This is a genomic window from Nonomuraea sp. KM90 (genome assembly GCF_052246675.1).
Taxonomy (GTDB): domain Bacteria; phylum Actinomycetota; class Actinomycetes; order Streptosporangiales; family Streptosporangiaceae; genus Nonomuraea.
In genome coordinates this window covers 1-11,438 of the sequence record NZ_JBQQCB010000203.1, presented here as the reverse complement: position 1 = coordinate 11,438, position 11,438 = coordinate 1, and the positions used below count along the sequence as shown (strand labels likewise).

10 protein-coding genes are annotated in these 11,438 nt (G+C 68.6%); 5 read left to right on the top strand and 5 right to left on the bottom strand.

Annotated features, from left to right (window positions below):
• Window positions 1–690: 690 nt before the first annotated feature.
• Window positions 691–894: a hypothetical protein gene (locus tag ACTWPW_RS60270; protein WP_443174421.1), complete on the top strand. Its 204-nt coding sequence runs from the start codon at window positions 691–693 to the stop codon at window positions 892–894.
• Window positions 895–939: 45 nt separating this feature from the next.
• Here ACTWPW_RS60270 and ACTWPW_RS60265 read toward each other — a convergent pair whose 3' ends face one another.
• A complete protein-coding gene (locus tag ACTWPW_RS60265) occupies window positions 940–2,391 on the bottom strand; it encodes a serine/threonine-protein kinase (RefSeq protein WP_443174420.1) in 1,452 nt (483 codons plus the stop codon).
• 304 nt (window positions 2,392–2,695) lie between these two features.
• Here ACTWPW_RS60265 and ACTWPW_RS60260 point away from each other — a divergent pair, with 304 nt between their 5' ends.
• Complete coding sequence (locus tag ACTWPW_RS60260) at window positions 2,696–3,193, top strand: hypothetical protein (RefSeq protein WP_443174419.1); 498 nt, start codon at window positions 2,696–2,698, stop codon at window positions 3,191–3,193.
• Between the two features lie 234 nt (window positions 3,194–3,427).
• Here ACTWPW_RS60260 and ACTWPW_RS60255 read toward each other — a convergent pair whose 3' ends face one another.
• The 3 genes from ACTWPW_RS60255 to ACTWPW_RS60245 form a co-directional block, all read right to left on the bottom strand.
• On the bottom strand, window positions 3,428–5,428 hold the full coding sequence (locus ACTWPW_RS60255; protein ID WP_443174418.1) for a pentapeptide repeat-containing protein: 2,001 nt from the start codon (window positions 5,426–5,428) through the stop codon (window positions 3,428–3,430).
• A 53-nt stretch (window positions 5,429–5,481) separates the two neighbouring features.
• Complete coding sequence (locus ACTWPW_RS60250) at window positions 5,482–6,003, bottom strand: hypothetical protein (RefSeq protein ID WP_443174417.1); 522 nt, start codon at window positions 6,001–6,003, stop codon at window positions 5,482–5,484.
• A gap of 185 nt (window positions 6,004–6,188) precedes the next feature.
• Window positions 6,189–6,557, bottom strand: coding sequence for a DUF6401 family natural product biosynthesis protein (locus ACTWPW_RS60245; protein ID WP_443174416.1), 369 nt, complete (start codon window positions 6,555–6,557; stop codon window positions 6,189–6,191).
• Window positions 6,558–6,905: 348 nt separating this feature from the next.
• Between ACTWPW_RS60245 and ACTWPW_RS60240 the strand changes: the two genes are divergently transcribed.
• Both ACTWPW_RS60240 and ACTWPW_RS60235 read left to right on the top strand, forming a co-directional pair.
• Entirely contained in the window at window positions 6,906–7,253 is a 348-nt protein-coding gene (locus ACTWPW_RS60240) for a hypothetical protein (protein ID WP_443174415.1), read from the top strand.
• A 206-nt stretch (window positions 7,254–7,459) separates the two neighbouring features.
• Window positions 7,460–8,326 (top strand): sensor histidine kinase, encoded by an 867-nt coding sequence (locus tag ACTWPW_RS60235; RefSeq protein WP_443174414.1) that lies wholly within the window; start codon window positions 7,460–7,462, stop codon window positions 8,324–8,326.
• Window positions 8,327–9,096: 770 nt separating this feature from the next.
• Here the strand turns inward: ACTWPW_RS60235 and ACTWPW_RS60230 are convergent.
• Window positions 9,097–9,537: an ester cyclase gene (locus ACTWPW_RS60230; protein WP_443174413.1), complete on the bottom strand. Its 441-nt coding sequence runs from the start codon at window positions 9,535–9,537 to the stop codon at window positions 9,097–9,099.
• A gap of 238 nt (window positions 9,538–9,775) precedes the next feature.
• On the opposite strand from ACTWPW_RS60230, the gene ACTWPW_RS60225 reads away from it, so the two are divergent.
• Window positions 9,776–11,140, top strand: coding sequence for a sensor histidine kinase (locus ACTWPW_RS60225; protein WP_443174412.1), 1,365 nt, complete (start codon window positions 9,776–9,778; stop codon window positions 11,138–11,140).
• Window positions 11,141–11,438 lie beyond the last annotated feature (298 nt).

Here is an 11,438-nt window from a genome sequence, read left to right as displayed (position 1 = left end):
GCCGCGACCCGAGCACGGCAGGTGCCTCACGCTCTGAAACCAAGGCCTCTACCTGCGGGAACGGTCCTCGTCGACGAATTGGACCGAGAAATGATCACCAAGAATCAAGCCGTGGATTCAGGCTAAGCGACACGCCCAGACCTTCTGGGGAAACGTCCAGCACGACCTGGCCGCGCTGCGCACCGGATACCGCGCGGCGCCCAGTTCGATGGGGGTGACCTTCACCGGCGCTGCCCGGTTCGACAGGGCGAGAGGGCTGGAGCAGGCGGGGCTGGACGGCGTACGGGTAGCGCCAGCGGCCGGGGACGTCCAGCGGGTGTGGCCGCCGGCCTGGCAGGTGGAGTCGGCCGCGGACGGCTGGCAGACGCTGCGCCTTGCACCCCTGGGACGAGGAGGGGCAGCGGAGCAGCCGGGGCCGGGCGGGGCCGGAGCCGACTCCCGGTCCGGAGGGTTAACATAACGCCCTGACATAACGCCCACTATCAAGCATCGACTTTGGAAACGCTGAAGATCGCGGTATAGCGCCGGGCCTATCCCGCCGTGTCGAGCCGTAGCCCCAGGCCCCTCTACCCATCATCCGCCGAATGCGACTGACCCTCGACGACATCAGCATCACCGAGTACTGACTTCCTGCTCGGACGACGCGCGTATCTCAATCACTGGTGAGCCCATTACGGGGCGGAGTGCGTTTTGCCTCTTGGGCGCTGCTGGGCCTGCGCGAGCCCGGTCATCGACCGCGTCAGGCAGGCACCGTTCCATCGCCTGCAGGCGCTGCTCGACATCCTCGCCGACGCGCCGGAAATCCTCGACGAGTACTGCTTTGCGCTGCCTGGCCCGGACGGGGTTGTAGAGGAGTGGCGGTTGGATGAGATCGCATTGCCCGCTGGGTTCTGATGCACAGGGTGCAGCTGCCCGGGCGGAGGGCCACAAGCCCGGGTGCTACTTGCGGCCCTTGTGTTTGCCTTTGCCGGGATGGCGTTGATCGGACTGCTCGTCGATTGGTGGGAGAGGCATGCCGGAGCGGGCCAGGAACGTGATCAGAGGGCCATCGGCGAGTCTGCCATTTCTGCGCGCCTCGGTTAGCCTCGCCGCGAGATCCATGACTTGACTGCGTGCCTCGCTGATCTTGCCCTCGTTGAGCTTCTCGCGTGCCTCGGCAATGTGGGTCCGGAGCTCGCGGGCCATGTCGGGGGCGATGCCGCCCTGCTGCTGGTGGGCGGCGAGTGCTCGTTCCAAGGCCGCGAGCCAGGCCAGCGCCTTTGCTGCGGCAGGTGGCGCCGTAGGCGACGGCCGTGGGCTGTTGGGCGTGGCGGACGGGGACATGGCGAGCGCGGGCGAGAGCGCGGTGGCCGGGGATGTGGTGAGGGCGGAGGGTGCCGGGGCGGCGCCTTGCCGGGCTGAGTCGGTCAGCATCGCCAGTACCAGGACGCCGACAAGCGCGGCGCAGGCGGCGGCGAGGGCCAGGAAGAGGCGTGGAGCGGGCCACCGGCGGGGCGAGTCTTGTCCAGACCAGGTGTCCGGGTCTGGCACCTCGAGCAGGGCAGTGCCGCCTGGTGCGCGCCACGGGCCGATGGACAGCAGGGCGTGCCGTACGTGTGCCGCGCTCGCGGGGCGGGCGGCGGGCTCCCTGGCCAGCATCGACAGCACCAGCGTCTCCAGGTCGGCGGGGATGTCCGGCCGTAGCGAGCGTGGCGGTATCGGTGGCTGGTTGAGATGCTGGTGGATCAGTTCGGTGGGGACGCCCACGAACGGGGGCCGCCCGCACAGCAGCTCGTAGCACACGCAGCCGAGTGCGTACAGGTCCGCGCCGGCATCGCCGCCGCGCCCCAGGATCTGCTCGGGCGACAGATAGGCGGCGGTGCCGACCACGGTGCCGGCCGCGGTCAGCCTGCTCATCTCCTCTCCGGCCAGGCGGGCGATGCCGAAGTCCACGACCTTGAGCAGCCCGTCCGCGGTCAGGTGCAAATTAGCGGGCTTGATGTCGCGGTGCACCACGTCGGCCCGGTGCGCGGCGTCCAGCCCGGCGGCTGCCTGGCCCATCAGATGGCGCACCTCATCAGGAGACAACGGCCCACGCTCGGCGATCTCGGCGGCCAGGCTGCGCCCGGACAGCAACTCCATCACCAGGAACGGGCGCCCGTCATGCTCGCCCACGTCGAACACGCTCACCACGTTCGGGTGCGCCACCCGGGCCGCGATGCGGGCCTCGCTCACGAAACGCGCCCGCATCATCGGGTCTGACATTTGGGGAGCGAACAGCTTGACCGCCACAGGCCAATCACGCGTCACGTCGTGACCGCTCCACACCTCGGCCACCGCGCCCCTGCCGATCAGCGCATCCACCCGATAGCGCCCCGCCAACAACGACGTGGCCTCTATCGAACCGTTCATGATGATCGGGACTCCCTGCTGCACCCTTGACGTCCTTACCGGCCCCGATGATCGGGAAGTACCAAACCCTAGCGAAACGCTCAGCGCCCGGTCTGGACGACATGGCAGGGGGCCTATGGTCTGGCGCCGGATTTGCATGACCAGGACCGCCGGCACCGTCACCCAGTTGCGGGCTGTCGAGCAGTGCGACGCTGGCTGGGCCCCCAGTCAAGGGGCGTGAACCGGGTGCGTCGCATTCGTGACGAGGTGCCGCCACGGGCGCGGCGCGGTCACGTCCATTACCTCGCCGAGTGGGGAGCGTTTTTTGGGCGGGCAGTTGCAGCAGGCCGCCGTCGAAGGCCAGGTGGAACATGGCGCCCAGGCGTACGGCCGCGAAATCGGGGTCGACCGCGGCGGGCGTCGAAGCGTCCGGACGTACCGCCGCCTCCAGCAGGCCGACCAGCACAGCGTGGGAGTGGCCCAGCAGGTAGTAGGTCAGGGCCGTCTTGTCGGTGAGCAGCTTGGCCATCCGCGGCCCCGCGTGCTTCAGGCCCTCCTGTATCTCCGCCGCCAGGTCGCTGACCGCCGCGCTGAAGGCCGCATCGACGGCCGCACGCGCGTAGATGTCACGCCCGTACTGCTCGAAACCGTGCACGTGCACGACTGCTGCGGCCGCCTGGACTGGCGTGTCGCCGGCGCCCCGGGGAGGCCGTCGTGCTATCACGCCCGCGCCCACCCGCGTGGCGGCGCAGGTGTGCGCGTACCCGCGCCCGCGTTCTACAGCCCCTCCGGTCAAGCGGAGGTCGACGTTGTCTTGGGTTGAAGGACCCTTCCAGCAGGTCAGAGGATGATGATCTCTTCTTTCACGTAGGCCAAGTTGACCGAACTCAGCACGTGGGTCGTTTGAGACAGAGGGCTGAGGTCTCGGGATGAATCGACAGACTGGAGCGGGGCACTGCGTTCAGGCCGATTAGCGAGATTCCTGGATGGAGTTCACGGCAGGGTGGCCGTGTCGCACTGGTGCCCGCAGGCTCGTGAGGGTGAGGTAGGAAGCTGATCACGAGCTGTGCCCCTGTCCTGCTCCGGCAGAGGGCTCCGGGCCTGTATCGCGCCCCAGTTGCGCATCGGGCGCCACGTCTCGCCGCAGGACGCCGCCCCCCTCCCCATCCGGTTCCATCCGCCAGCCTGGCGGCCACTCGTGCTCGGCACCGATGGCCTTGGATGCGACAAACGCCCCGTCGAGGTGGACACGCTGACTCTGGTGGACGCGCTCAAACGAAGTCCTCCCGTTGAAGGTGGTCCCGCGGAACCGGGTGCCGCGCTTGAAGGTGGCCCCGTCGAATGAGGCGTTGCCGCTGAAGGTGACCTTGTCGAACTGGGCGCCGCGCTTGAAGGTGGCCCAGCCGAACTTGGCGCCACCCAAGAAGGTGGCCCCCACGAACGAGGCATTGCTGTTGAAGTCGGCCCCCACGAAGCCGGCGTTGCCGTTGAAAGCGGCCCAGGCGAACGAGCCGCGCTTGAAGCCGGCACCCACGAACGAGGTGTTGCCGTTGAAGGTGGCCCAGGCGAACCGGGCGCTGTCGTTGAAGCGGGTCTCATGGAATGAGGTGTCGCCGTTAAAGGTGGTTCGGCGGAACTGGGCGTCGCCGTTGAAGGCGGCCTTGTCGAAGTAGAGCGAGGCGCCGCGTTTGAGGGTGGCCCCGTCGAACCGGGCGCTGTCGTTGAAGCGGGTCTCATGGAAGGAGGTGTCGCCGTTGAAGGTGGCCCCGTCGAACCGGGCGTCGCCGTTGAAGGTGGTCCGGCGGAACTGGGCGTCGCCGTCGAAGGTGGCCTCGTCGAACCGGGCGCCTCTGTTGAAGGTGGCCCCGTCGAAGTAGAGCGAGGCGCCGCGTTTGAGGGTGGCCCCCGCGAAGTGGGCGTCGCCGTTGAAGGCGGACCCGTCGAACGAGACGCCGCCGTCGAAGGTGGCCCCGTCGAACGAGACGTCGCCGTTGAAGGTGATTCTGCGGAACCGGGTGCCGCGTTTGAGGGCAGCCCAGTCGGAGTAGAACCGGGCGTCGCCATCGAAGGTGGTCCCGTGGAACCGGGCCTTGTCGAACCGGGCGCCTCTGTTGAAGGTGGCCCCGTCGAAGTAGAGCGAGGCGCCGCGTTTGAGGGTGGCCCCCGCGAAGTGGGCGTCGCCGTTGAGGGTGGCCCCCTCGAAGTGGGCGTCGCCGTTGAAGGTGGCCCCGTCGAAGTGGGCGTCGCCGTTGAAGGTGGCCCCGTCGAAGTGGGCGTCGCGCTTGAAGGTGGCCCCGTCGAAGTGGGCGTCGCGCTTGAAGGTGGCCCCCGCGAATGCGGCCTTGCTTACTCGGCAGTCACGGAAGTCGAAATCGATGAGCAGAGCCTCGGTCAGGTCAAGCAGGATGCCGGGCCAGAACTCGTCAGGTGACGGTGTGGCGCGTTGCCGCCGGCGTCGTTGAGCGGGGGCAGGACCGCGCAGATGAGTGGTCAGGATGCGTTGGGCGGCCAGCCGGACCTGCCGCTCTTCGCGTGGATCGCGGCCTCCGGGCGGCTCGGCCCTGCCGCCGATGGCTGCGCGGGGAACGGCCGGCCCCGCGTCTTTTTGATCATCGTCCGTGGGCGGCGTGTAGGGCATGCGCAGATACGCGGTGATCACGTCCACGATCGTCTGCCGCAGCGCGGGGTTGTTCTGCGCGAGCTGCTCCAGTGCATAAAGGCCGGCTAATCGGACGGGGGCTTCGGCGTTGCCGAGCTGTTCGGCGGCCTTGCCGTAGCGGTCGGTGTCGTGTCCACGCTCGCCGAGGTGGAAAGTGCGCCGTGCGGTGTCGGCGTTGAGCGCGGTGAAGACCAATGCGGCCAGCGCGGCCAGGCCGGTGGCGGCCGCCAGGACACGGCCGCGGACCGCATCCACGGCGGCCGCCAGGTCCTTGCCGGTCAGGCCCGTCACGCCGTCGACATGGACCAACCACCAGGACGAGCCGGGCCCGAGCATCCAGACGCTCGGCGCGACGATCACCACGGCAGCGACAATGACAAAGATCGAGAGAGGCTTCACGGCGGTCCTCTCAGAGGCGGGATCTCGCGGTATTTTCTCTAACCTTGCGGTTGTCAGGCGAGAAGTCCCAGGGTTTCCGGTGTTTCCCAGGCTGTCAGATGCCGATCTGGGTCGGTTTCCTGCTGCGCGAACTGGTTGATCAGGTCGGCAAGGGCGTGCCGGTCCTGCTCGGGGAGGTCGTGCAGGAGGTCGATGCCGGCGACCTTGGTGATGCACTCATCGACGGCCGTGGCCATCGTGCCGAACTCCTGGCGCGCGATGGACTTGTCGTTGCCAGCCTCGAAGGTGGTGGCACGGTGCATGTCCTTCATCGCGGTCATCGCGGTGCGGGCGGCGGACATCGCGTCGCGGGCGCCGAACTCATCGCCCAGGCCCTGGCGCATGTAGCGGGTGACGAAGACCCGGCGCCGGGCGGGGCTTTGCGATGGCAGGAACCTTTCCAGGCGATCACCCCGGTTGGCCGCGACCACGCGGGCGACCTTGACGGCCCGCCGCAGGCGGGCGCCATCCTTGATGCCGACGCCGGCGGCGATGTCGGCGTAGCTGACAGCGGCAGCCCCTGCGACGCCGAGCACCTGTATGAGGCCCTGGTGTGGCTGCCCGACGCAGGCTATGAAGAGCTGGCCTGTCCCGTACACGCCGCGGTCGCGGTGCGTACCATCCCTGGCGCCAAGAGGCGGCCGAACCCGAACGCCCGCTACGGGGACAACCCCACGGCCGGAGGCTCGCACCCATGACCGGCACGGGGTGTCGCTGGCGCCTACCTCGCCGAGTGGGGAGCGTCTCCTTGGGCAGGCAGCTGCAGCAGGCCGCCATCGAAGGCCAGGTGGAACATGGCGCCTAGGCGTATGGCCGCGAAGTCGGGGTTGACCGCGGCGGGCGTCGAAGCGTCCGGACGTACCGCCGCCTCCAGCAGGCCGGCCAGGACGGCGTGGGAGTGGCCCAGCAGGTAGTAGGTCAAGGCCGTCTTGTCGGTGAGCAGCTTGGCCATCCGCGGCCCCGCGTGCTTCAGGTCCTCCCGGATCTCCGCCGCCAGGTCGCTGACCGCCGCGCTGAAGGCCGCATCGACGGCCGCACGCGCGTAGATGTCACGCCCGTACTGCTGGTACAGCACCTGCACGGCGAACATCTCCAGCGGCCCATGCGACGTTTCGTCCCGTGAAGACCCGTCGCCGCCTCGCCACCACTTTCGCAACCAAGATCCCACTGTGCCCATCCCAGCATGATGCGCGCACCCTGCGGAGCATGGCAAGCACGCCCCGTAAAGAGTGCCGGTCAAGGCGCCAGTCAACGCGCCGAGACTGCGCGGACACCACACTCCGGCCATGCCCCGGCCACGCGGTATGAGCCCCTGCGCGCCGGCCGGCTCCGCGGGACACCTCCGGCATCGTGGTCCGTATACAGGCATGTTTTCGCAGGTCAGGGGAAGGCAGTTGGGAATGCTGACCGTAGGCTCCCCCTCATAGGGGATGGTGCTGTGCGTGGGGGACGGCAGTGGCGGCACGCCGTCAAGGACCTGCTCCGGCAGGCCAGAGGCTTCGCATCGCGGCTGGCCGCCTGTCTGGACCCGGTGAGGTGGTCCATCCGCGCCCGGATGACGCTGTCGGCCATCCTGGTGGCCGCGGTGTTGTGCGTGATCGCGGCGTGGCTGATCATGGACAATCAGCGCGCTCATGCGACAAGTCACCGGCGCGCGCACGTCTACGGGGCGGATCTGGAGTTGATGCGCGAGTTCGCCCACCGCACGCCGCCCGCCGTCATCGGTGACGAGGGAACGGCCCACCCAGCTGGTCGATCGTGCCGGGCGGGTGGTGTCGGCCAGTGATCGGGTGATCGGAGAGCCGCGGATGGCCACGTTCGTGCCGTCGCAGCGGGGGGCCATGGACCGGCGGCTGTGCGACGTGCCCGGCTTTCCCGGCCGGTGCATGATCGTCGCGGCGATGTGGGTTCCCGCCCTCGGCGGGGACCTGATCGCCTACAGCGCTGCCGGCCCCGCCGTGGTACGGGAGCCAAGCGCTGCTCGCGCAACTGGTGGCCGCCACGGCGATCGTGCTGGTCATCGTGGGCCTGGGAATCTACCATCTCGTCGGCCGTACCTTGCAGCCTGTGGAGGACATGAGCGCCGAGCTCGCCGAGATCACCACGACCGATCTCGGGCACCGGGTTCCCGTCCCGGCCCACCATGACGAGATCCGCTACCTGGCCACCGTCGTCAACGACACCCTGGAACTGCTGGAGGCGGCGCTGCGGCGCGAGCGCCGCTTCACCGCCGAAGCCTCGCACGACCTGCGCACCCCGATCACCGGCGCCATCCTGCGACTGGAGGAAGCGCTGATGGACCCGGACACGGTCGACTGGCCGCGCATGGCCAAAGAGCTGCTCAGCGAGGTGGAGCGCCAGCAGGCGATCGCCGAGGACATCCTCACCCTGGCCCGCCTGGACGCCGACCGGACGGCCCAGCACCAGCGCACCGACCTGGCCGGCCTGACCCGCGCCGAGCTCCGCCGCCGGCTGCCCGGCCGGATCCCCATCCGCACCGAGCTACAGCCGGGCGTGGTCGTCAGCTGCGACCGGCTGCTGATCGCCAGACTGCTGACCAACCTGCTGGACAACGCCCAGCGCCACGCCGCCACCGCCGTCACCGTCGCCGTCCGGGCCGAAGACGACACCGGAGTCCTGACCGTCTTCGACGACGGCGCCGGCATCGCCCCCCAACACCGCGAGATCATCTTCGAACGCTTCGCCCGCCTCCCCGAATCACGCCAGCGCGACCCGAAGGGCACCGGCCTGGGCCTGGCCATCTGCCGCGAGATCGCCCACGCCCACCACGGCACCCTGACCATCGAAGACCCCGGCCAGGGAACGTGCCTGGTGCTGCGCATGCCCTTGGCGGACTGATCGCCGGCCCGCCATCCGGGCTCCACATCATCGGCCTCGAGCATGGCATCGCCCGCCGACGTCCCTGCCCCTTTTGCTCGCAGTGCTGGTCGCCCCTGCCGGTGCTCTCACAGCGACGCTGGCCTGTCCTCCTGGACATGTCCGTAGACCTTGTGGCGGGGGGTATGAGACCCAAAGTGGCCCGCTGGGGCTGGATGCAGGTGCCTGGGACTGAACCGCCCCCGCGGCTGTGAACAGGGGTCGCACCACTGGAGCAGTCGCTTGCGCCGAGCCGCTAGGACAGCTCACCGACACGCTGCTCGGCCACTGCCCGCTGGGCCGCCGGCACGCCGACGACATCGCCGTGCTGCTACTGAAACACCAAGCGTCATGCGCGGTTCCGCTCCGATGACGCCCCCACGTCACGTGGCCCACCGGCGGTCACACGACCGCGCCAAGCAGCCCACGGCCTCCGAATCCGAGCGCAGAAAGGCCAGTGCGACCATGCCCCATCGACTCGATCGCCTGCCAGGATCCACGTCTGGACATCACCGACCTGTACGTCTTGGGGGTCAGTTGGGTTGGATGGGCGCCTGTCGTCACGATGTGCCTTCCCCGGCCCGCTACGGCTTCGCGGGCTGGAACGGTCGTTCACCGACCGACACCGCGCCCGACATCATGTTCTCCTTCGATGCCAAACACGCCGGTCACGCTGGGGCTCACCCAAGGCTTCGATCACCAGCCGGGAAGGCCGCGAGCTCACCCGGTCGGGCAACAGCGGCCCCGTTGAGCTAACGGGGAGGATCGCATACGTCGGGCATGCCGAACCCGAGCTGGCAGTACAGCTCCAGCTGGTCGAAGTACTCCCGATGCGTGACAATCTTCCCGTGCGCGACGTGGGCGATGCAGGAACCGCGAATGGCAACGCGGCGGCCGGTCGCCTCCAGTTCACGCCCGTTCGGCAGGAAGAAGGGTCCCTGATGCGTGCCGGTGAGCGTCCACTCGGTGACGGCAGGATCGTCACAGGCAACTTCCAGCCAGGGCGTCTGCTGAAGGTCGGGGAACGCCTTGAAGAGCTGCTCCCAGAACCAGGCGATCTGCTCATGGCCCTCCAGCACACCGGAAGGCGCCACGAACACGGCCTCTGGCGTGTAATTGTCGAGGACCGCGGACACGTCATGAGCGTTGATCGCCCGATACAACCGGTGCTTGATCTCCCAGCCAGTAACCATTCCCGCCGTCCCTTCCCCCAGGGCGGAGGTACCTTCTACCCGGCCAGGCGCCGATGAGTGCGGGTTGACCTCCTTTTGGCCTGGCGTGCGACGCGAGCCGGTGAGGCCGCCAAGCCCGAGGTACAGGTTTGGGCCCGCGTTGGCCGAATACGGCCTGTCGATCTCCGATGGCCTTTAACGACGGTATCTAGCCTGGTCACGGAGGTGGAGGGCGATGAGGCCATGGAGCGAGTGGTCGGTGCGGACCCGGCTCACTCTGCTGGCCGTCATCGTGATGACCCTCCTGTGCGCCGGTCTCGGCGCGGTCATCGTGACGAGCATCCACAACGTGCGGACCGTTGAACTCAATCGACGCAACCACGACGCGAACACGCGCGCCGCCGGCCTCCTCGCCCGCGGCAGGCTGGATCCGGTACACGCCGACCACGGAGTCGCCGCCCTGCAGGTGATCGACCCCGCCGGCCGGATCGTATCGGCCAGCGCGAACCTGCAAGGACGGCCACCGATGGCCTCCTTCGTACCGACGGCAGGCCGCATGGGCCGGATGAAAACTCTGTGCCACATGCCCGACTTTCCCGGCACCTGCATGCTCGTCTCCGTCCAGCGTGTTCCCAGACGGGACGGTGACTGGATCATCTACTCGGCCGCCCCGGCCCACCCCTGGTATGTCAGCGGCCGGCTGCTGTCCGGTGTGCTGGCCGGGTCCACGCTCCTGATCGGCGTCACCGCAGCCGGCGCGTACCGCATCGTCGGCCGATCCCTCAAACCGGTCGACAGCATCCGCGCCCAGCTGTGCAAGATCACCTCGACCGACCTCGGGCACCGCGTTCCCGTGCCCGCGCCGCGAGATGAGATCCACGACCTGGCCTGCACCGTGAACCAGACCCTGAACCTGCTCCAAGCGGCCCTGCAGCGCGAACGCCGCTTCACCTCTGACGCCTCCCATGACCTGCGCAGCCCCATCACCGCCCTGCGCACCCAGATGGAAGAGGCGCTCCTGCATCCCGACGACGCCGACTGGCCCGCCACAACCGCCGCCATGCTGAACAGCCTGCACCGCCTGCAAGCCATCGTTACCGATCTGCTGACGCTCTGCCGCCTGGAGGCCGGCGCGAGTGGCCCCGCCGCGCCGGTGGACCTGAAGGAACTGGTGGCCTGCGAACTGGACCACCGCCACCCCCACCCCTCCAAGGTGAACATCGACAGCGATCTTCAGCCGGCCCTGGTCCACGGCGACCGCCTCCAACTCGTCCGCCTGCTCACCAACCTGGTCGACAACGCCGAAAGGCACGCCGCTTCCACCGTGACCATCTCACTAAGCACCGAAGGGGAACGGGCCGTACTGGCGGTGTGTGACGATGGTCCCGGTGTCCCCGCAGACCAGCGGGAGCGGATATTCGAGCGCTTCGCCCGGCTCGCCGACGCCCGCGCCAAGGACGCCGACGGCACCGGGCTCGGCCTGCCGATCGCCCGGCAGATCGCCGAACAGCACGGCGGAACGCTCACCGTCGAGGGAGCCGGGCAGGGTGCTCGTTTCATCGCTCGCATCCCGTTGTACGCCGCACGCCAGCCACAGCCCTCCCACAGTCGGCACACCGGGTAGCTGCCGAGGTTCTGCCCGTGCTCCGGACCTGCGCAGCACATTACTGCTCAGGCTCAGGCGTAGGGCCGTACCCCATTGCCCAGCAACTGGGCCACGTCGACCACGGTGTGGTCGCCCTCCAGCACCACGCGGGAGTGTCAACTTAACGGCTGATCTTGGTTGTTGAAGTGGTCAGAGGTTGGCAGGGGTGAGGCGGCCTTCGAAGGCGATCTGGAAGGCGTTCAAGGGTGCCTTCCAGCGCATGGTCCATCGCTTGCGGCCCTTGCCCGTGGGATCCAGGCTCATCAGCGCCATGAAT